This is a genomic window from Actibacterium mucosum KCTC 23349, assembly GCF_000647975.1.
In the GTDB taxonomy this organism is placed as follows: Bacteria; Pseudomonadota; Alphaproteobacteria; order Rhodobacterales; family Rhodobacteraceae; genus Actibacterium; species Actibacterium mucosum.
Genome location: NZ_JFKE01000001.1, coordinates 466,304 through 485,848 on the forward strand (window position 1 = coordinate 466,304; position 19,545 = coordinate 485,848).

At 61.3% G+C, this 19,545-nt stretch carries 19 protein-coding genes; 13 read left to right on the plus strand and 6 right to left on the minus strand.

Annotated elements, in window-relative coordinates; genetic code table 11:
• Positions 1 to 34: 34 nt before the first annotated feature.
• The 3 genes from ACMU_RS02280 to ACMU_RS02290 form a co-directional block, all read right to left on the minus strand.
• Positions 35 to 1,516, minus strand: a complete 1,482-nt coding sequence (locus ACMU_RS02280) for a flagellin (RefSeq protein WP_035255654.1) — start codon at positions 1,514 to 1,516, stop codon at positions 35 to 37.
• A 197-nt stretch (positions 1,517 to 1,713) separates the two neighbouring features.
• Positions 1,714 to 2,049 (minus strand): hypothetical protein, encoded by a 336-nt coding sequence (locus ACMU_RS02285; protein WP_035255658.1) that lies wholly within the window; start codon positions 2,047 to 2,049, stop codon positions 1,714 to 1,716.
• Positions 2,042 to 2,320, minus strand: a complete 279-nt coding sequence (locus ACMU_RS02290; RefSeq protein ID WP_035256085.1) for a rod-binding protein — start codon at positions 2,318 to 2,320, stop codon at positions 2,042 to 2,044. The genes ACMU_RS02285 and ACMU_RS02290 overlap by 8 nt, the downstream gene beginning before the upstream one ends.
• A 1,327-nt stretch (positions 2,321 to 3,647) precedes the next feature.
• Between ACMU_RS02290 and fliK the strand changes: the two genes are divergently transcribed.
• The gene (gene fliK / locus ACMU_RS19400; protein ID WP_161635611.1) at positions 3,648 to 4,211 is read left to right on the plus strand and encodes a flagellar hook-length control protein FliK; all 564 of its coding nucleotides are present in this window, start codon (positions 3,648 to 3,650) and stop codon (positions 4,209 to 4,211) included.
• Between the two features lie 15 nt (positions 4,212 to 4,226).
• Complete coding sequence (locus ACMU_RS02300) at positions 4,227 to 4,889, plus strand: flagellar hook capping FlgD N-terminal domain-containing protein (RefSeq protein WP_035255660.1); 663 nt, start codon at positions 4,227 to 4,229, stop codon at positions 4,887 to 4,889.
• On the opposite strand, the gene ubiB is transcribed toward ACMU_RS02300, so the two are convergent.
• Complete coding sequence (ubiB, locus tag ACMU_RS02305; RefSeq protein ID WP_035255661.1) at positions 4,886 to 6,406, minus strand: 2-polyprenylphenol 6-hydroxylase; 1,521 nt, start codon at positions 6,404 to 6,406, stop codon at positions 4,886 to 4,888. The two genes, ACMU_RS02300 and ubiB, sit on opposite strands and share 4 nt — an antisense overlap.
• A 1-nt stretch (position 6,407) precedes the next feature.
• Positions 6,408 to 7,160 (minus strand): bifunctional demethylmenaquinone methyltransferase/2-methoxy-6-polyprenyl-1,4-benzoquinol methylase UbiE, encoded by a 753-nt coding sequence (gene ubiE, locus ACMU_RS02310; RefSeq protein WP_035255662.1) that lies wholly within the window; start codon positions 7,158 to 7,160, stop codon positions 6,408 to 6,410.
• 87 nt (positions 7,161 to 7,247) lie between these two features.
• On the opposite strand from ubiE, the gene mutM reads away from it, so the two are divergent.
• The 9 genes from mutM to ACMU_RS02355 all read left to right on the plus strand — a co-directional run bounded on the left by mutM (position 7,248) and on the right by ACMU_RS02355 (position 15,471).
• A complete protein-coding gene (gene mutM, locus ACMU_RS02315) occupies positions 7,248 to 8,099 on the plus strand; it encodes a bifunctional DNA-formamidopyrimidine glycosylase/DNA-(apurinic or apyrimidinic site) lyase (protein ID WP_035255663.1) in 852 nt (283 codons plus the stop codon).
• A 65-nt stretch (positions 8,100 to 8,164) separates the two neighbouring features.
• On the plus strand, positions 8,165 to 8,941 hold the full coding sequence (locus ACMU_RS02320; protein ID WP_035255664.1) for an enoyl-CoA hydratase: 777 nt from the start codon (positions 8,165 to 8,167) through the stop codon (positions 8,939 to 8,941).
• Between the two features lie 148 nt (positions 8,942 to 9,089).
• Positions 9,090 to 9,356, plus strand: a complete 267-nt coding sequence (gene rpsT, locus ACMU_RS02325) for a 30S ribosomal protein S20 (protein ID WP_035255665.1) — start codon at positions 9,090 to 9,092, stop codon at positions 9,354 to 9,356.
• A 508-nt stretch (positions 9,357 to 9,864) separates the two neighbouring features.
• Positions 9,865 to 11,229 (plus strand): chromosomal replication initiator protein DnaA, encoded by a 1,365-nt coding sequence (dnaA, locus tag ACMU_RS02330; RefSeq protein ID WP_035255667.1) that lies wholly within the window; start codon positions 9,865 to 9,867, stop codon positions 11,227 to 11,229.
• 120 nt (positions 11,230 to 11,349) lie between these two features.
• The gene (gene dnaN / locus ACMU_RS02335; RefSeq protein WP_035255669.1) at positions 11,350 to 12,468 is read left to right on the plus strand and encodes a DNA polymerase III subunit beta; all 1,119 of its coding nucleotides are present in this window, start codon (positions 11,350 to 11,352) and stop codon (positions 12,466 to 12,468) included.
• 48 nt (positions 12,469 to 12,516) lie between these two features.
• On the plus strand, positions 12,517 to 13,632 hold the full coding sequence (gene recF / locus ACMU_RS02340) for a DNA replication/repair protein RecF (RefSeq protein ID WP_035255670.1): 1,116 nt from the start codon (positions 12,517 to 12,519) through the stop codon (positions 13,630 to 13,632).
• Positions 13,629 to 14,048 carry a VOC family protein gene (locus ACMU_RS02345; protein ID WP_035255671.1) on the plus strand — a complete coding sequence of 140 codons (420 nt, stop codon included), beginning with the start codon at positions 13,629 to 13,631 and terminating at the stop codon, positions 14,046 to 14,048. Before recF ends, ACMU_RS02345 begins: the two co-directional genes overlap by 4 nt.
• Entirely contained in the window at positions 14,045 to 14,854 is an 810-nt protein-coding gene (locus ACMU_RS02350; protein WP_152544479.1) for a nucleotidyltransferase domain-containing protein, read from the plus strand. The genes ACMU_RS02345 and ACMU_RS02350 overlap by 4 nt, the downstream gene beginning before the upstream one ends.
• Positions 14,851 to 15,471, plus strand: a complete 621-nt coding sequence (locus tag ACMU_RS02355) for a LysE family translocator (RefSeq protein ID WP_035255673.1) — start codon at positions 14,851 to 14,853, stop codon at positions 15,469 to 15,471. The genes ACMU_RS02350 and ACMU_RS02355 overlap by 4 nt, the downstream gene beginning before the upstream one ends.
• Here ACMU_RS02355 and ACMU_RS02360 read toward each other — a convergent pair.
• Entirely contained in the window at positions 15,464 to 16,051 is a 588-nt protein-coding gene (locus tag ACMU_RS02360) for a TetR/AcrR family transcriptional regulator (protein WP_035255674.1), read from the minus strand. The two genes, ACMU_RS02355 and ACMU_RS02360, sit on opposite strands and share 8 nt — an antisense overlap.
• Positions 16,052 to 16,157: 106 nt before the next feature.
• On the opposite strand from ACMU_RS02360, the gene ACMU_RS02365 reads away from it, so the two are divergent.
• Positions 16,158 to 16,748, plus strand: a complete 591-nt coding sequence (locus tag ACMU_RS02365; protein ID WP_035255675.1) for an NAD(P)H-dependent oxidoreductase — start codon at positions 16,158 to 16,160, stop codon at positions 16,746 to 16,748.
• A gap of 85 nt (positions 16,749 to 16,833) precedes the next feature.
• Positions 16,834 to 19,251: a DNA topoisomerase (ATP-hydrolyzing) subunit B gene (gene gyrB / locus ACMU_RS02370; protein WP_035255676.1), complete on the plus strand. Its 2,418-nt coding sequence runs from the start codon at positions 16,834 to 16,836 to the stop codon at positions 19,249 to 19,251.
• Positions 19,252 to 19,545: the final 294 nt, after the last annotated feature.

A 19,545-nucleotide genomic window follows, 5' to 3' on the forward strand; every position in this document is an offset into this window, starting at 1 on the left:
GCCGGGGCGCTTTGCCGCGCCCCGACCGAACCTGTTACCGGAACAGGGACAGAACGTTCTGCGGTGCCTGGTTGGCGATAGACAACGCTTGCGTGCCCAGCTGCTGTTGCACCTGCAATGCTTGCAGGCGCGCCGACGCGGCCTCCATATCCGCGTCCACCAACGAACCGATCCCTGATTTTAGGGCGTCAGTCAGTTTCCCGATGAACTCGCTTTGGGTTTCAATGCGGCCTTGTGCCGAACCGAAGGCCGCCGCCGAATCGATTGCGGTGTCGATCAGCGTTTCGATATTGCCCAACGCGGCATCTGCCCCACCGTCTGTGGTCACATCGATCCCGCCCAGGCCAAACAGCCCGCCCGAGGCCGTACCACCGGCCGCGCCCACGACACTGAACGCAAGCGACGAGCTGTCATTGTCGACCTTCAGTTGCCAGGCCCCGTTGCTGTCCTGTGCAACCGCGGTGGTGATGTCCGCCAGACCGGCAGTGTCCACGGCCGCCTTCAGGCCCCGCGCGACATCTTCCATGGTTTCGTTGTTTCCGGCGACATAGGTGTAGGCCGTGGACCCCACGGTGACCTGATAGCCGTCCCCCTCGTTCACAGTTGCGGTGGACGAGAATGTCACGTTTTCGGCCCGCTCACCGATCGAGGCCGCGGAAAGTGTGACACCCGTGGCGCCGCCGTTTTTCTGCGCGGTCAGGTCGACATCTTCAAACGCACGCGTCGATGAGATGGTAACGACGTTCGTCGAGACCGAGGCCGACACGCCGGACAGGCCCAGAGCATTGATGGCGTTGTTGATCGCCGCGGCCGCGGCGTCCTGGTCTCCGGTGATATCGCCGGCTGCGAAACTGATCGTGCTGCCTGCGACCGACAACGAGAAGGCGTCTGCGGAAACGTCGGCATCTGTGGCGATTGTCAGCGTGGCGGTATTCGCGGTGTTGACCACAGCCGCAGCGGACGCGGTCGCGTTGGCCGACAAGCTGGTGCCCGACCCATAGCTGCCTGCCGATGTCGACAGGTCCTGCCGGTTCAGCGTGATGTTCGACGCGGTGACCGTCCCGTCCGAAGCGCGGTCAAGCGACGACAGGATATCGACACTCTCGGTGCCCTGAACAAGGTTCAACCCGTTGAACTGCGCCGCACCCACAACCGAGGTGATCTGATCGCGCAGCGCGTCGATGTCGGCCTGTACCTTTTCGCGGTCAACATTGGCTTCTTGTGCCGAAACGACCTTGCCCTTGATCTCGGTCAGCAGGTCCGACACCGTCTCCGATGCCTGACGTGCAACGGCCACCGTGGATTCCCCAAGAGACAGGCTTTCGGAAATGGCTTTGAACCCGTTCACATCAGCCTCCATCACCTTGGAAATCGCCCAGACGGCCGAGTTGTCTTTGGCCGAGGCCACCGACTTGCCCGTCGAGATTTCGTTTTGCGTCTGGGTCAGGTTGCTGTTGATCGATTTCAGCGTCTGCAGCGCAACCATTGCGCTGTTGTTTGTCAGAATGCTGGACATGTATCTTCCTTTCCTGATGGGCGCTTTTGCGCCCCTGAAAAGCCGCGTGTTGCGGCATGAAAGGTGTTCCACCCATGCGGCCTTGGCTTTTGCCGGGCCGCGCCACTCCTTGATCGAAGTGCCCTGCCAAATTCAGCGCCAAGTCCTAAGAAGGCCCTAAACGGAAACGGAAAGCTCCGGGAATTTTGGTAAAATTTTCAAGCTTTTCGCTCGATCCGTCGCGTGGCACCCGACAGGTTGGTCATCTGTCCCGCGCGCGTATACGTCCGAAGATCGGCCGTAGCATTTGTCAGCTGTAAAACGCGCGCGCGCGCCGCAGCGACACCGCGACGCGCAGCCTCAAGCATCTCGGCATTGCGCCGCGCAAGGTCGCGCAAAGGCTGCAGTTTTGCGGCGTCGTTCAAGCCACCGATTCCCGCAATCGCCACCTCTTTCTCGCGTGCCAACCCCTCAAGCTCGCCAAGCATTCCCTGTCGCAACGCGTCCCGTTCGCGGTGCAAAATGTCGGCGAGCTTGGCGACGGAATCACCCATTTTCCACCTCGTGTGATTTCAGCGCATTAAAGATGTGTTCCGCCAGGCCAATCCCGCCGCGTTGCACCATTTCCTTGGCTTGTGCGTCGCGCAGAAAAGAACCGAACTGCTCTTCTCCGGCGCCACCGCCAAAGCTCTCGCGGGCTTCACCCAGACCCGCCGATTTCAGCATTTCCGCCAGAAAAGTCGCCTCCAGCTCTTCAGCGATTTGGCGCAGCCGCGAGTCATGCGCCGACGGCGCAGGTGCAATGATTGGGGCAATTTCGGTCATCAAAAACTCCATAAAATTGCGGTGGTTTTCGGGGATACTCCGGCATCGCGGTAAAGAAGTAGTAACGAGGTTCACGCCATTTTGGCCCGGTGTAGGCCAGAAGGGCTTGGAAATGACATCGATCCAGTTTTCCGAAGGGCTGTTGTTACAGCTTTTAGGCGTGAAACCGACAGAAGACGTTGGCGAACATGGCACAGAGCCAGAATTCGCAACACTGTTCGATACACAGGATATGCAACAGGCCAAGGCACCGGCGGTTCCGTTGTCCGACGGGCCGCTACCTAAATCCGCGACTTTGCCGGAACTGCCAAAGGTGCTGATCGAAGTGCCCGCGCAGAATTCTGAACGTCTTGTAGAATCAGAGCCTGTTGCACCGGAAAACGTCCAAAATACGCATCAGCCCGCGCCTGAAACCCGTGCCGAAGCCCCTGTTCCGGACATCCCTATCCCGTCTTTTGGCAGCGAGATTGCCTTGACGAAACCGCCGGAGCTTTCCGACACCTCGCCTGTCACTGCAAAACTGCCCAAGGAAAACGCTGATGGCATCAAGTTGTCGGCGCCCCGCGGTTTCACGCCTCTTCCCGACTCAAAGGGTCTGCCTGGACCTGCGGAGGCTGCCGGTCAGCAACCGAAGGCGGGGCCAATACCGGAACTTGTACCTGTGACCCTTGGCTCCGGGCCTTCCATGCCAACGCCGATACAGACCCCCGAAACCGGTCATCAGGATCAGTTGCTGCCTCCGCCCGCATCAAGGCAGCCGTTGGCCAATGCGGCAGCGGTTCCTACCGTTGACACACCTACCGTTCCTGCGACCGAGGTTGCTGCCCTACAACTCCAAACAGACCGTGGGTCGCCACAACCCAAGGCACATCCTGAAAATCGCCTTGCCGAAAAGGAACCCGCGCCGCTTCCGTCCCTTGTGCCGCGCTCAGCCATGCAAGAGCAGCCGCCCGCCCCGGTGGCGGTTCATGTGCGGGCCGTTCAACCGGTCCATGCCCCGCAATCTTCAGAATCCCCGCCGGCCTTTCTGAACGCAGCGCCGGGCGCGCCACGCCCGATAGAAGTTTCACCGACGAACCCGCCGCCGCCACCTTCTCCGTTGCCTAATGCGATTGCGCCCGCGTCACATGTCGCCGTGTTGTCCGCGCCCGTGACCTTTGCGGTGCCGGTGGGGGCATCGCCCGCGGACGCAAGTTCGCCGCCAGGCGCTGACGTGGCTGTTGAATTGCCAACAGAACTTTCAACCGAGCCAACGCGCGTAGCAAAAGCCGCCGCGGATGGGCCGACGCAAACAGTTGGTTCCGCTGCCCCGGTTGAACCGAAGGTAATGATCGCGGACCCTCTGGCGCCGCAGCCCAAGGTAGACGTCACCGAGGGTTTGGGCGCACGACCCACCGCCACATCGGTGGACGCGCCGCCGCTCACATCCGCAGCGATGGAGCCGCGAGCGCTGGCCCTGCAATCGGCTGTGCCCACCGCCTCGGCCTCGCCAATGCCGGTCGCGGCGCAGGTGTCATCGGCCCTGTCCAGCAGTGCAAGCGATGTTATTGAACTGACCCTGCAGCCAGAGGAACTGGGCCGAGTTCGGTTGTCGCTGAACCCCTCCGATGCGGGCATTTCGGTGGCCGTAACAGCGGAACGCGCTGAGACCCTTGATTTGATCCGCCGCCACCTCGATCAGCTTAGCCAGGACCTGCGGCAACAGGGGTATCGCGACGTGCGGTTCGAATTTGGCCAAAACATGCAAGACCACCCGCAGTCCCCGCCGAACCCGCAGTTTCAGGACACTCAAGAACAGCCGTCAGAGCCGATTTACGCAGAAACAGTGCCGCAATCGGCCCAAGTCCACCTCAACATCGGGGTCAGTACCGGTGTGGATATTCGGCTTTGACACAGGAGAACTGATATGGACATTGCCGCAGCTTCATCCGCCGCCGTGCAGGCGACGAATACAGACCGGCCGGGCAATGATCCGCTGGTCAATTCTGACTTTGAAACCTTCCTTGTGATGCTCACCACGCAGCTTGAAAACCAGGATCCGCTGAACCCGGTGGAATCGGCTGACTTTGCGGTGCAGCTGGCGACTTTTTCAGGGGTAGAGCAGCAGGTGCAAACAAATGACCTGTTGAAGTCACTGGCCGCGCAACTGGGCGCAGGTTCGGTTGGGCAGGTGGCCAATTGGGTAGGCAAAGAGGTACGGGCGCCAACGGGGGTTGAGTTTACCGGGTCGCCGGTCACCGTTGTGCCCAAGGTCAATCCGCTTGCAGACGCCGCGCAGTTGGTGGTGGTGGATCGTCAAGGTAATCAAGTTCAACGCCTGGATATCACCCCGGGTGATGAGGCCTATGTCTGGACCGGCGTTGGCACCGATGGTTTCCCGTTGCCCGACGGCACTTATACCTTCCATGTCGACAGCCTTGCCAATGGCGAGCCGCTGGGACGCACACAGGCCGAGGTTTATGGCACCGTCACCGAGGCGCAGGTGAACGGCGACCAAGTCACGCTGATCCTGTCGGGTGGGGGCAAGGTCGCGGTCGAGGATGTGAGCGCGCTACGCGATCCGGGCTAGGTCAGCCAGATTATGGTGGTTGCCGCGGCGGCACCCACGGCCATCCAAGCGATGGCAGGCCATATTCGGGTGCGTTTTGGTGGCTCGGGCTGTGCCATCTGTCGAACCAACATCGCCTCGGCCAGTTCCGGCAATTTCGGCCCGAAGCGAGACAGAACCAGCGCGGTTTTGCCCAGATCGCGCAGCATCGCGCGCGGACCGATATGGGTTTTGATATAACCCTCGACAATCGGTTTGGCGACTTCCCAGATATTCAGATGCGGGTCCAGCGACCGGGCCACGCCTTCGACCACCACCATGGTGCGCTGCAGCAGGATCAGCTCGGTCCGTGTCTGCATGCCAAACTGTTCGGTCACGTCGAAAAGGTGGCTCAGCAGGCGGCCCATCGAGATATGGCTGGCATCCATGCCAAAGATCGGGTCGCCCACCGACCGCAGGGCGCGGGCAAACTCGGCCACGTCCTGATCGGCGGGCACGTATCCGGCCTCGAAATGCACCTCGGCGACGCGCTGATAGTCGCGGCGGATAAAGCCGAACAGGATCTCGGCATAAACCCGGCGGGTGTATTCGTCGATCCGCCCCATGATGCCGAAATCATAGGCGATGATGTCGCCATTCGCCGCGACCTTCATGTTGCCCTGATGCATGTCGCCATGAAAGAACCCGTCGCGCAGCGCGTGGTTCAGGAACAGTTGCAGCACCCGCTCGCCCAGATCGCGGCGGTTATGCCCGGCGGCGTCGATGGCGTCATTGTCGCCCAGTGGCACACCCTCGGCCCAGCTTTGCACCATGACCCGGCGGCCCGACAGACCCCAATTGGTGTTGGGCACGGCAAATCCAGCGTCGTCCGAGGTATTGGCCGCGAATTCCGAGGCCGAGGCGCTTTCCATCCGCAAGTCCAGCTCGCCCCGCACCACGCCATCGAAATGGTCCACCACGTCCATCGGCCGCAAGCGGCGCGAGGCGGGCGACAACAGCTCGATGGTCGAAGCCGCCAGATAGAACGCGTCGATATCCTTGCGGAACGCGCGTTCGATACCGGGGCGCAGCACCTTCACCGCCACCTCTTCGCCGGTTTCGGCCAGCGTGGCCTTGTGCACCTGCGCGATCGAGGCCGCGGCAACCGGGTCGTCGAAACTGGCCAAGATATCCCCAAGGGGGCGTTCCAATTCGGTCTCTACCGTCTGCTTGGCAATGTCCGTGGCAAAGGGTGGCAGCTGGTCCTGCAACACCCGCAATTGCGTGGCAAGGTCGCTGCCCACAAGGTCGGGGCGGGTCGAAAGGATCTGACCGAACTTGATATAAGCCGGGCCAAGGGCCGTCAGCGCGCGGGTGACCGGTGGCAGGTCCGGGTCGCCGCGATGGCCCAGCCACGCAAAGGTCCAGCCCATGGTGCGCGCCAAAACCCGCACCGGGCGCGGCGCGTCCATGGCCTGCAACACCACGCCCATCGCGCCCGAGCGCTGAAACGTCGCGCCTGTTCGGATCAAGCGCCAGACATTGTGCGGGCCGCGCATCCTAGATCTTCCACCCCGAATGCAGCGCGGCAATACCCATCGACAGGTTGCGGTATTTCACATTGTCAAACCCCGCATCGCGGATCATGCCGGCAAACGTGTCCTGATCAGGGAACTTGCGGATCGATTCCACCAGATACTGATAGCTGTCGGCATCACCGGCGATCATCTGACCCATGCGCGGGATCACGTTGAAGGAATAGAGGTCATAGAGTTTCTGCAGCCCGTCATTGGGCAACTGGCTGAACTCCAGCACCATCAACCGGCCCCCGGGGCGCAGCACGCGGTACGCCTCGGCCAGTGCGTCTGCGGGGCGGGTGACGTTACGGATGCCAAAGCTGATTGTGTAGACGTCGAAGCTGTTGTCTTCGAACGGCAGCGCCATCGCGTCACCCACAACCCAATCCAGCTGATCTGCCTTTGCGGCGGCCTCGGCCCGCTGCCGACCCTCGATCAGCATCGGTTCGGTCAGGTCGCAGACCACGGCGGTGGCCCCCGGCGCGCGTTTGAGGAACCGGAACGAGATATCGCCGGTGCCGCCCGCCACATCCAGTAACCGCTGATGATCACGCGGCGCCAGCCAATCCATCATCGCGTCTTTCCACACGCGGTGAATGCCTACCGACATCACGTCATTCATGACGTCGTATTTGTTGGCGACGCTGGAAAACACGCCATGCACCATGCCGGCCTTTTGATCCTCGGCCACGGTCTGAAAACCGAAATGGGTCGTTTTTTCGTTTTGATCGGTCATCGGGGCTTGCCCATTACTGCATCTGTCTCCCCATATAGGGGGCCGATACAGGCGTTACACCGAAGTGCGGCAAGGGGGAAGGGTATCATGCCGGAATTGCCAGAGGTTGAGACGGTGCGTCGCGGCCTGCAGCCGTCGATGGAAGGCGCGGTGATCGCGCGTGCCACCGTGAACCGGCCCGATCTGCGCTGGCCGTTTCCCGACCGCATGGCCGACCGGCTGACCGGGGCGCGGGTGCTGCGGCTGGGGCGGCGGTCCAAGTATATCCTGGCCGATCTGGATACAGATGAGACATTGATCATCCACCTTGGCATGTCGGGCCGTATGACCGTTTCGGGTGACCCGCTGGGGCAGTTCGTGCACAACCATCCTGCGGCCGAGAAACACGATCACGTGGTTTTCAACATGGAAAACGGCGCGCGAGTGACCTTCAACGATGCACGGCGGTTTGGCGCGATGGATCTGGCCCCGACCGATGCGGTTGCCGCACATAAGCTGCTGGCTGGTCTGGGCCCCGAGCCGTTGGGAAATGACTTCAACGACACCTATCTGGCCGGGGCGCTAAAGGGCCGCAACATGCCGATGAAGTCGGCGCTTCTGGACCAGAAAATCGTGGCCGGGTTGGGCAATATCTATGTGTGCGAGGCCCTGCACCGCGCCGGTATTTCGCCCAAAAGACGGGCAGGCACGGTCTCGAAGGCGCGGATTTCCGCGCTTGTGCCGATCTTACGTGACGTCTTGCAGGCCGCCATCGCGGCCGGTGGCTCCAGCTTGCGCGATCACCGGCAGGCGGACGGCGAACTGGGCTATTTTCAACATGATTTCAAGGCCTACGGACGCGAGGGGCAGCTCTGTCCAACGCCGGATTGTGGCGGCACAATTGCCCGAATCGTGCAGTCCGGACGCTCAACTTTCTACTGTGCGCAATGCCAAAGATAGCTTGAACTGGTGTTTCAGGTTGGTAATGAGTCGTGATCAGGGGAAAACAAGGACGTCATTTACGCATGGCTTACAAGACACTGATCGTCGAGATCGAAGAACATGTCTGCCTGATCAAACTTAACCGGCCCAACGCACTGAACGCGCTTAACAGCGCGCTTCTGGGAGAGCTTGCCGATGCTGTGGCCGGTGCCAATTCCAACGACAAGGTGCGCTGCATCGTGATCACCGGCTCGGACAAGGCGTTCGCCGCCGGCGCCGACATTTCCGAGATGAGCGACAAAAGCTTTGTCGACATGTTCGGCACCGATCACTTCACCGATGAAACCGAAAGCTTGCTGCGGTGTCGCAAGCCGATCATCGCCGCGGTTGCCGGATATGCGCTGGGCGGTGGGTGTGAACTGGCGATGATGTGCGATTTCATCATCGCCGCGGATACCGCCAAGTTCGGCCAGCCCGAGATCAACCTGGGCGTTCTTGCCGGGATCGGTGGCACTCAACGGCTGACGCGGTTCGTGGGCAAGTCCAAGGCGATGGACATGCACCTGACGGGCCGCTTCATGGATGCCGACGAGGCCGAGCGCAGCGGGCTGGTGAGCCGCGTTGTGCCCGCCAAGAAGCTGATGGACGAGGCGATGGGTGCGGCGCAGAAGATCGCCGAGAAGTCGCTGCTGACGTCGATGGCGGTGAAAGAGGCGGTCAATCGCAGCTACGAGACCACGCTGACCGAAGGTGTTCTGTTTGAACGCCGGCTGTTCCACGCGATGTTCGCGACCGAGGACCAGAAAGAGGGCATGGCCGCCTTTGTTGAAAAGCGCGAGCCCAAGTTCCGCGACAAGTAGGACTTGCACCGGCGGCCTGAACCACGTATAGGCCGCCGAATACATGCGCGTGTGGCCCGCTCAGGCTGGAATCAGTCGGATTGCCGAATATCGGCCCCGGGGACCTTTGCGTATTCGAAATGAACAAAGACCCGGAGTTGGGAAACACATGGCAAATACGCCTCAGTCCAAGAAACGCGCACGTCAGAACCTGCGCCGTGCCGACGTAAACAAAGCGCGCCGTTCGCGTATCCGTACTTACCTGCGTAAAGTCGAAGAAGCGATCGCCTCGGGCGATCAGGCTGCTGCTGCGGCCGCTCTGCGCGCTGCTCAGCCCGAGCTGATGCGCGGTGTCACCAAGGGCATCCTTCACAAGAATACAGCGTCGCGGAAGATGTCGCGGCTGTCTTCGCGGGTCAAAGCTCTGTCCAACTGAGGCAGCTTTGCAACGGTTTTGTAAAGGGCGCGCCAAGTTGGCGCGCTCTTGTCGTTTGGGCGGAAATCCTTTGAATCCAAGCGCTTTCAAAAAGCCTCGATTGATCCATCAAAGATTCGTTTCTCCAATTCGTTGGTCAAGAGCGAAGTTCTGTTGCTCAGCTTCCTGAAGGCACGCTAGCTTAGCTATGCGATTCACATCGTCTTGGGGGGACATGACGTGACCGGGTCCACAATCTGAATTCCATTCGTTTGTGGAGTGAGGGCCGGGAAACGTGATCTTAGCTGGGTGGGACCAGCGAGGGTGCTGCGGATCGTTTGCCTTTGGCAAACGCCATCATGTCCAAAGCCGCGAATAGCGGACAGTAGTCAACTGGGCCCTTGGGTCCTGTCGTCTGCCTTTTTTCCTTTGCTTGGTTTCGGCAAGGGGCCCTGAAGTCGTTTTTGAATCGCGGCAAGGTGCAAAAATGCCTTGTCGGGATGGGACAAAAAGGAGCGGGCAGACAAAGATGAGCAGCGACGCATGGGTACTGGCGAGCAAGGACATTCAACAAGCCATTGGCGAAAGCAACTATGCCAATTGGATTCGTCCGCTGGATTTTCAGGGCCTCGACAATGGTGTTGCGCATTTTGATGCCTCAACCAGCTTTGTCGCCGATTGGGTTGATCGCAACTTTGCCGAAGTGATCAAGACGCAGCTCGCCCGCCGTGGGCTGGAAGCGCGTCGTCTGGAATTCCGAGTCTCGGGCCGCACTGAACCCCGCTCCGAACCGGAGGTCGAGGCCCCTGCCGCACGTCCCGTGGCCGCAGCCCCTGCCAAGCCCGATGCCGAGCTTCTGGGCGCCCCGATCGACGCGCGCTTCAACTTTGACTCCTTCGTTGTGGGCAAACCGAACGAACTGGCGCATGCCGCCGCCCGCCGCGTTGCCGAAGGTGGGCCCGTCACGTTTAACCCGCTGTTTCTTTATGGCGGCGTGGGGCTGGGCAAAACTCACCTGATGCACGCCATCGCGTGGGAGCTGCGCACCCGCTCGCCCGAACTGCGGGTGGTGTATCTGTCGGCGGAACAGTTCATGTACCGCTTTGTGCAGGCCTTGCGCGAACGCGACACGATGGGCTTCAAGGAACTGTTCCGGTCCGTGGATGTTCTGATGGTTGATGACGTGCAGTTCATCGCCGGAAAGGACAGCACGCAGGAGGAATTCTTTCACACCTTCAACGCGCTGGTGGACCAGAACAAGCAGATCATCATCTCGGCCGATCGCGCGCCGGGCGAGATCAAGGATCTGGAGGACCGGATCAAGTCGCGCCTGCAATGTGGGCTGGTGGTGGACCTGCACCCCACCGATTACGAACTGCGCCTTGGCGTGTTGCAGACCAAGGTGGAACAATACCGCAAGCAATACCCCGAACTGGTGATCGCCGACGGGGTGCTGGAATACCTGGCCCATCGCATCTCGACCAATGTGCGGGTGCTGGAAGGCGCGCTGACGCGGCTGTTTGCCTTCGCCTCGCTGGTAGGCAAGGAGATCACGCTGGACCTCGCGCAGGACTGTCTGTCGGACATTCTGCGCGCCAGCGACCGCAAGGTGACCGTCGAAGAGATTCAGCGCCGCGTTGGCGAACATTTCAACGTGCGCCTGTCCGACCTGATCGGCCCCAAGCGCACGCGTACCATCGCTCGGCCTCGGCAGATGGCGATGTATCTGGCCAAACAGCTGACCTCGCGGTCGCTGCCCGAGATCGGGCGCCGCTTTGGCGGGCGCGACCACACCACCGTGATGCACGCGGTGAAACGGATCGAGGAGCTGAGCGCGCGCGATAACCAGATCGCTGAAGATCTGGAGATTTTGCGCCGCATGCTCGAAGCTTAGGCGCTTGGGGGCCTGCGCGCCCTTGACGCCCCCCAAAAACCGTCCGAATGTCGAGAAAAGACTTGAGCCGAGAGGGGAAACGGGTACGTTCACCCTCCCGGTGGGACGAGGAGCGACGGAATGAAATTCAGCATCGAACGCGGCACGCTACTGAAGGCGGTAGGCCAGGCGCAATCGGTTGTGGAGCGTCGCAATACGATCCCGATCCTTGCAAACGTCCTGATCGAGGCTGAGGGAGAAAGCGTTTCCTTCCGCGCAACCGATCTGGATATCGAGGTGGTCGACAAGACCGTGGCGCAGGTGGAACGCTCTGGCGCGACCACCGTTTCGGCGGTGACCCTGCACGAGATCGTCCGCAAACTGCCCGACGGCGCGCTGGTTGAGCTGACGGATGACGGTGCCTCGGGGCGGCTGACGGTGCAGGCGGGGCGGTCGAACTTCTCGCTGGCGACACTGCCCAAAGAAGACTTCCCGGTTATGGCCAGCTCGGAATATGGCGCAAACTTCTCCGCCTCGGCGGTGGAACTGCGCCGCCTGTTCGACAAGTCGAAATTCGCCATTTCCACCGAAGAAACGCGGTACTATCTGAACGGTGTCTATATGCACGTGGCCACCGGCGAAGACGGCCAGGTGCTGCGTTGCGTGGCCACCGACGGCCACCGGCTGGCCCGAATTGACAGCGATCTGCCCGAAGGCGCCGAGACGATGCCCGGTGTGATCGTGCCGCGCAAAACCGTGGGCGAGCTGCGCAAACTGCTGGACGATGACGAGGCCAAGATCGCCGTATCGGTCAGCGAAACCAAGGTGCGGTTCGCCACGCCGGAAATCACGCTGACCTCGAAAGTGATCGACGGCACCTTCCCCGACTACACGCGCGTCATCCCGCAGGGCAACACGCGCAAACTGGAAGTGGACGCGGCCGAGTTCGCAAAGGCCGTTGACCGGGTTGCCACCGTCAGCTCGGAACGCTCGCGCGCCGTGAAGCTTTCGCTGGACGAAGACCGGCTGGTACTGTCGGTCAACGCGCCCGATGCCGGCGCGGCCGATGAAGAGCTGGCCGTGGCCTATGGCGATGAACGGCTTGAGATCGGGTTTAACGCCAAATACCTGCTGGAGATTGCCGGCCAGGTGGATCGTGAAAACGCCGTGTTCCTGTTCAACTCGTCCGGTGACCCAACCTTGATGCGCGAAGGCACGGATACCTCGGCGGTCTACGTCGTGATGCCGATGCGCGTCTAACCCGCTTGCCTCTGGCAGGGATGGTTCCAAGAATTTGAAGGGGCGGGGATGACGGGCCTGTATCTGACATCGCTGGTCCTGTCGCATTTCCGGTCGCATAAAACCGCGCGGCTGTCACTGGATGGGCGCCCGGTGGCGATCCATGGCCCCAACGGCGCAGGCAAAACCAATGTGCTGGAGGCCGTGTCGATGCTGTCGCCCGGTCGCGGGCTGCGCCGCGCCACCGCCGACGAGATTGCGCGCCGGCCCGAGGCGCTGGGCTGGAAAGTGCGTGCCGATCTGCACAGCCTGCATCAGGATCACGAGGTTGAAACATGGTCGGAAAACGCCGCGCCGCGCAGCGTTCGGATTGACGGCAAAACCGCCGGTCAGGTGGCGCTGGGCCGGATTGCGCGGATGCTGTGGCTGATCCCCGCGATGGACCGGCTGTGGATCGAAGGGGCCGAAGGGCGGCGGCGGTTTCTGGACCGCATGGTGCTGAGCTTTGATCCCGGCCATGCCGAGGCTGCGCTGACCTATGAAAAAGCCATGCGCGAGCGGAACCGGCTGCTGAAGGACCAGGTGCGCGATGCCCATTGGTACGGCGCGCTCGAGGCGCAGATGGCCAGCGCGGGCGCGTTGGTGCATGCGGCCCGGGTCGAGGCTCTGGCGCGGATCTCCGCGGCGCAGGACGGGGCCGAAACCGCCTTTCCCACCGCCGATCTGACACTGCTTGCCCCCGAGGGCGAGGACATGCCCCAGACCCAGGGCGATCTGGCCACCGCGTTCGCCGAAAGCCGCCCCCGCGACATGGCCGCCGGGCGCACGCTGGTTGGGCCGCACCGGGCCGATCTGGGGGCGGTGTATGCGGCCAAGGGCGTGGCGGCCAAACAGTGTTCGACGGGTGAGCAAAAGGCGCTGCTGATCTCGCTGATCCTGGCCAATGGCAGGGCCTTGTCGGCAGAGTTTGGTGCGGCGCCGATCCTGTTGCTGGACGAGGTCTCGGCCCACCTTGACGCCGGTCGCCGCGCGGCGCTTTATGACGAGATATGCGCCTTGGGCGCCCAGGCGTTTCTGACCGGAACCGGGCCGGAACTGTTCGCTGAACTGGGCGACCGCGCGCAGCATTTCGAGGTTACCGAAACCGCTGGCGTCAGCCAGATTACCGAGGGCACACAGCCATGAACACCAACCGCATCTCTCTGATCACCCTTGCCGTCAAAAACCTGCAGGCGCAGGCAGATTTTTATGCAGCATTGGGCTGGCGCCAGGAATTTCAGTCGGAACATGTGGTGTTCTATGACCTTGGCGGCCAGAAATTTGGTCTCTATGTCATCGACATGCTGGCCAACGACCTGAACAAAACGCCCGACCAGATGGGAACCGGTGCGCAGACGCTGACGGTGAACTTCGCCTCGAAAGGGGACGTCGATGCCGCCTATGACGCCGCTCTGGCCGCTGGTGGCACCGCTTTGAAACGCCCCGACGACATCTTCTGGGGTGGCTACACCGGCAGCTGGGCCGACCCCGAAGGCCATGTCTGGGAATACGCCTGGAACCCGTACTGGACGCTGGACGCCGAAGGAAGGATCACTTCGTGAGTGAACCTGTTGATGGGGCGATGCGCGAAGTGATCTGCGCCCGTCTTGAGCAGATATCGCAAAAAGAAGGCGCGCGAATTCTGTTCGCCGTCGAATCCGGCTCGCGCGCGTGGGGTTTCCATTCACCTGACAGCGACTATGACGTGCGATTTCTCTATGCCCGCCCGGTTGATTGGCATCTGCGGCTGGACAAGCGTCGCGACGTCATCGAATACCCAATCGACGACGAATTGGACATTTCCGGGTGGGAACTGGGCAAAGCGTTGAAGCTGGCCATCGGATCAAACGCTGTCGTGGCGGAATGGTTGCAGTCACCGATCGTGTACCAAAGCGACCCGGACGCGGTACAGGTGCTAACCAGTTTTGCGCGTGCCGCCTTGGACCGCAAATCGGTCACGTGGCACTACCGGGCGCTTTTGCTGCGCCAAAACGGGCGGCTGGCCCACCCGGATGGTGGCATTCGCATCAAACGGTATTTCTACGTACTCCGCCCGGCCCTGGCCCTGCGATGGATGCGGTTGAACGACGCGGCTATGCCACCCATGAACCTTTACGGCCTTGTTGATGGCTGCGCGCTTGGGGCGGAGCAGACAGAAGCGCTGGACAGGCTTGTGGTGCAAAAGAAAAAGGTAGGGGAACGCGCCACCGCCGCCCAGAGCGTTCCCGTGTTGGACCAACTGGTTGCCTCTGAATTGCAGTTGGCCGAAGCGTGGTTGAAGGCCCATTCCGGCGCGAGGTCGACCGACCAACTTTGGAACCGAGCGCACGACATTCACGCACAACTTTCGCGACAGGCAGGTCGATGACCCTCGGCTATGGCGATCTGGCACTTTACGCTGGTGCGTTGCTGGTGCTGTTTTTGACGCCCGGCCCGGTCTGGGTGGCGCTGATTGCGCGGGCGCTGTCGGGCGGGTTTAATGCGGCCTGGCCTTTGGCACTGGGCGTGGTAATCGGCGATGTGTTGTGGAGCGTGCTGGCCATTTTCGGCATCAGCTGGATCCTGAGCGTTTATGGCGGGTTCCTTGTGGCGCTGAAATACGTGGCGGCGGGGATGTTTCTGGTGATGGGTGTGCTGATCATCAAGAACGCCGATCACACCATTGCGGAAAACAGCCGCCTGACGCGGCCCGGCATGGTGGCGGGGTTTTTGGCGGGGCTGGCGGTGATCCTGGGCAACCCCAAGGCCATCCTGTTCTACATGGGCATGCTGCCGGGGTTTTTTGACCTCAGCGCGCTGACCGCGTGGGACGTGGTGATGATCGCCACCCTGTCGGCCATTGTGCCGTTGGTGGGTAACCTGATCCTTGCCGGTTCGCTGGAGGGGGCGCGGCGGTTGCTGACCTCGGCCAAGGCCCTGCGTCGCATGAACATTTCGGCCGGCGTGCTGATGATCGGCGTGGGCCTTGTGATCCCGTTTACCTGACTGGCAGCAGCCAGGCCTGCAGATAGGGGCCCAGCCGCTCGTCGACCGACAGGGCATTGTGCAGGGCACAGAATTGCAACCCCAGTGCCTGCAGCATGAAGGCCTGCACCCCTTCGGCCAATAGCTCCGGCGTGACATCCGTTCGGAACGGATGATCGCCATCTGGCGTGAACCAGGCGGCAAACACCTCGATCATGCGGCCAAAGCTTTCGGCGATGGGGCCGATGGTTTCGATGGCGGCTGCACCGGAATGGCGCAGGATCACGTCGAACACGGTGCGGTTGCTGGTCATCAAGGCCATCAGCGGGTTCAGGCGATCCATGATCTGGTTCAGATCGCGCGGCGCGGGCTGCGCGGCCATATCGTCCAGCGCCGCCAGCATGTCCCCCCCGATCAGAATGTCCAAAAGCGCATCCTTGTCGCGGAAATGCGCAAAAAAGGTGCCCTTGGCCACGCCGGCGCGTTTGACCACCTGTTCGGTGCGCAACCCGTCATAGCCGACTTCGGCCACGATGGCGCGTGTCGCCTCCAGCAGCTTGGCGCGGGTTTTCAGGGTGCGTTGTTGGATCGGCTTGTTCATGCGGCGAAATATAGGAAGAAAAGTGACCAGGGTCAAATTCATCTATTGACCGCGGTCAATTCCTTCCTATTTTGACCGTAGTCAATTATTCTTTCGGAGACCCGCAATGACCAAGAAGATCCTCGTACTGAACGGCCATCCCGGCCAAACTTCGCTGTCGAAATCGCTGACCAAAGCCTATGCCGTTGCCGCAACCAAGGCCGGCCACGACGTGCGCCAGCATGACATCAGCGAAATGGAGTTTGACATGGACTATGGCCAGGGCGGCTATAAGGCCACCAAGCCTCTGGAGCCTGTGCTGGACACGTTCCTGACCGACCTTGAATGGGCCGATCACATCGTGATGTCGACGCCGCTGTGGTGGGGCGCAATCCCGGCGAAACTGAAGGGGTTGTTCGACCGCGCCCTGATCCCCGGCCGCACCTTCGACACGCGCAACCCGAACTTCATGGGCCTGCCGGCGCCGATGCTGAAAGGCAAAACCGCCCGCGTTCTGCTGACATCCGACACGCCGCCGCTGCTGCTGCGGTTGTTCTATTCCAACGCAATCAAGAAAATCATCAGCCGCCAGATCCTCGGTTTTGTCGGCATCAAGCCGACGAAGTATTCGCAATTTGCACCCGCCACGCACCCGAAGGACAAGAAGGTACAAGGCTGGCTGAAACAGGTTGCTGACCTGGGCGCCCGCGCAGCGTGATGGCAGGCCCAAAATGTGGGGGATGCGCGTGACATCCCCCGCAAAACTTCGTATAAAATGACAAAAATACGAAGGAAGGGCACCAATGTCCGACGACGCACAGGCACCCGAAGAATACGGCGCCGATTCTATCAAAGTTCTCAAAGGGTTGGAGGCCGTGCGCAAACGCCCCGGCATGTATATCGGTGACACCGATGACGGCTCGGGCCTGCACCATATGGTGTACGAAGTTGTTGACAATGGCATCGACGAAGCGCTGGCAGGGCATGCCGACCATGTGACGGTGAAAATTCACGCCGACAACTCCGTTTCCGTGGGCGACAACGGCCGGGGTATCCCGGTGGATATTCACCCCGAAGAGGGCGTTTCAGCGGCCGAGGTCATCATGACCCAGCTGCATGCCGGCGGTAAGTTCGACAGCAATTCCTACAAGGTGTCCGGTGGCCTGCACGGGGTTGGCGTTTCCGTTGTAAACGCCTTGTCCGATTGGCTGGAACTGCGCATCTGGCGCGATGGCAAGGAACACAGCGCCCGTTTCGAAGGCGGCGACACTGTCAAGCATCTTGAAATCGTTGGTGATGCCAATGGCCGCACCGGAACCGAGGTGCGGTTCCTGGCTTCGACCGGTACGTTCTCCAACCTCGATTACGTGTACAAAACGCTGGAACACCGCCTGCGCGAGCTGGCGTTCCTGAACTCGGGCGTGCGGATCATTCTCGAAGATGAACGCCCCGCCGAACCCCTTCGGACCGAGATGTTCTATGACGGGGGCGTGCGCGAGTTCGTGCGCTTTGTCGACCGTTCCAAAACCGCCCTGATGCCCGAGCCGATCTTTATGTCCGGCGAACGCGACGACATTGGGGTAGAGGTCGCGATGTGGTGGAATGACAGCTATCACGAGAACGTTCTGCCCTTCACCAACAACATTCCGCAGCGCGATGGCGGTACTCACCTGGCCGGTTTCCGTGGTGCGCTGACCCGTACGATCACGCGATACGCGCAGGACAGCGGGATCGCGAAGAAAGAGAAGGTCAACTTTACCGGCGACGACGCGCGCGAAGGGCTGACCTGCGTACTGTCGGTCAAGGTGCCGGATCCCAAGTTCAGCAGCCAAACCAAGGACAAGCTGGTCAGTTCCGAGGTACGCCCCGCGGTTGAAGGTCTGGTAAACGAAAAGCTCAGCGAATGGTTCGAAGAAAACCCGGCCGTTGCCAAGCAGATCGTTGGCAAGATTGTCGAGGCCGCACAGGCCCGCGAAGCAGCGCGCAAGGCGCGCGAGCTGACGCGGCGCAAAACCGCGCTGGATGTGAACTATCTGGCGGGTAAGCTCAAGGATTGTTCCGAGAAAGACGCCTCCAAAACCGAACTGTTCCTGGTCGAGGGTGACAGCGCCGGGGGGTCTGCCCAAACGGGCCGCGACCGCCGCAATCAGGCCATCCTGCCCCTGCGCGGCAAGATCCTGAACGTAGAGCGCGCCCGGTTCGACCGCATGCTCAGCAGCCAAGAGATCGGCAACCTGGTTATGGCGCTGGGTACCGGCATTGGACGGGACGAGTTCAACATCGAAAAGCTGCGCTACCACAAGGTTGTCATCATGACGGATGCGGACGTTGATGGTGCGCATATCCGCACGCTGCTGCTGACATTTTTCTTCCGCCAGATGCCGGAACTGATCGAGGGCGGGTACCTCTACATTGCGCAGCCGCCTTTGTACAAAGTGGCACGCGGCAAGTCCGAGGTGTATCTGAAAGACCAACCCGCGCTGGATGACTATCTGGTAGAGCAGGGCGTTGATGGTGCGGTATTGCGCCTTGCCTCGGGCGAGGAACTGGCCGGCGCCGATCTGGCCCGCGTGGTGGACGGTGCACGCGCCTTCCGCAAGGTGTTGGAGGCGTTCCCCACGCACTACCCCCGCCACATTCTGGAACATGCCGCGTTGGCCGGCGCCTTTGACCCCGGTCAGGCCGACGCCGACCTGCAGCGTGTTGCCGACAATGTGGCCGCGCGGCTGGACATGGTCGCGGCCGAATACGAACGTGGCTGGCAGGGCCGGATCACGCAGGATCATGGCATCCGCCTCAGCCGCGTGTTGCGTGGTGTGGAAGAGCTGCGAACGCTGGACGGTGCTGTTTTGCGTTCGGGCGAGGCGCGCCGCCTGTCCGAGGTTTCGCAAGCCAACCGCGCCAGCTTTGCCGAACCCAGCGTTCTGTCCCGTCGCGACCGGTCACAGGCCGTGCACGGGCCAACCGAATTGCTGGACGCCATTTTGGAAGAGGGCGCGCGCGGCCTGACCCTGCAACGCTACAAGGGTCTGGGCGAGATGAACCCCGAACAGCTGTGGGAAACCACGCTGGACCCCGAGGCGCGCACGCTGCTGCAGGTTACCGTGGATGACGTGGCCGAAGCCGACGATGTGTTCACCAAGCTGATGGGGGACGTCGTAGAGCCGCGCCGTGACTTCATTCAGACCAATGCGCTGAGCGTGGCGAACCTCGACTTCTGATCCAATTCTGCTCGGATTGCGCTTTGCATAAGATCCACCCCAACGGTTGACCGCCGCAGGGCACGGGGGGCACCCATTTGGGAGCGTCTGCCACATTGTCGGGCGGCCGGTCGCCTTGACGTTGATGTTTTCTGTAAATATGGCACGCTTCAGTACCATCAGGGTGCTGACTTTTGGATTTGCCAGGGCGTGCGCGAAAAAGGCTGCGAATTTTTATAGAGCCACGTGGCAGTACAGGGCGTGGCAGCTGCTGATCCGTGGCATTTGACGGCACTTAGAGAAAGACGATTTCCT

Coding starts and splice junctions, on each gene's coding strand:
- ACMU_RS02365 (WP_035255675.1), top strand. CDS start 16,158: ATGACCAAGAAGATCCTCGTACTGAACGGCCATCCCGGCCAAACTTCG.
- gyrB (WP_035255676.1), top strand. CDS start 16,834: ATGTCCGACGACGCACAGGCACCCGAAGAATACGGCGCCGATTCTATC.
- ACMU_RS02360 (WP_035255674.1), bottom strand. CDS start 16,051: ATGAACAAGCCGATCCAACAACGCACCCTGAAAACCCGCGCCAAGCTG.
- ubiB (WP_035255661.1), bottom strand. CDS start 6,406: ATGCGCGGCCCGCACAATGTCTGGCGCTTGATCCGAACAGGCGCGACG.
- ACMU_RS02290 (WP_035256085.1), bottom strand. CDS start 2,320: ATGACCGAAATTGCCCCAATCATTGCACCTGCGCCGTCGGCGCATGAC.
- mutM (WP_035255663.1), top strand. CDS start 7,248: ATGCCGGAATTGCCAGAGGTTGAGACGGTGCGTCGCGGCCTGCAGCCG.
- ACMU_RS02320 (WP_035255664.1), top strand. CDS start 8,165: ATGGCTTACAAGACACTGATCGTCGAGATCGAAGAACATGTCTGCCTG.
- ubiE (WP_035255662.1), bottom strand. CDS start 7,160: ATGACCGATCAAAACGAAAAAACGACCCATTTCGGTTTTCAGACCGTG.
- fliK (WP_161635611.1), top strand. CDS start 3,648: ATGATCGCGGACCCTCTGGCGCCGCAGCCCAAGGTAGACGTCACCGAG.
- ACMU_RS02280 (WP_035255654.1), bottom strand. CDS start 1,516: ATGTCCAGCATTCTGACAAACAACAGCGCAATGGTTGCGCTGCAGACG.
- ACMU_RS02345 (WP_035255671.1), top strand. CDS start 13,629: ATGAACACCAACCGCATCTCTCTGATCACCCTTGCCGTCAAAAACCTG.
- rpsT (WP_035255665.1), top strand. CDS start 9,090: ATGGCAAATACGCCTCAGTCCAAGAAACGCGCACGTCAGAACCTGCGC.
- dnaA (WP_035255667.1), top strand. CDS start 9,865: ATGAGCAGCGACGCATGGGTACTGGCGAGCAAGGACATTCAACAAGCC.
- ACMU_RS02355 (WP_035255673.1), top strand. CDS start 14,851: ATGACCCTCGGCTATGGCGATCTGGCACTTTACGCTGGTGCGTTGCTG.
- ACMU_RS02300 (WP_035255660.1), top strand. CDS start 4,227: ATGGACATTGCCGCAGCTTCATCCGCCGCCGTGCAGGCGACGAATACA.
- recF (WP_035255670.1), top strand. CDS start 12,517: ATGACGGGCCTGTATCTGACATCGCTGGTCCTGTCGCATTTCCGGTCG.
- ACMU_RS02285 (WP_035255658.1), bottom strand. CDS start 2,049: ATGGGTGATTCCGTCGCCAAGCTCGCCGACATTTTGCACCGCGAACGG.
- dnaN (WP_035255669.1), top strand. CDS start 11,350: ATGAAATTCAGCATCGAACGCGGCACGCTACTGAAGGCGGTAGGCCAG.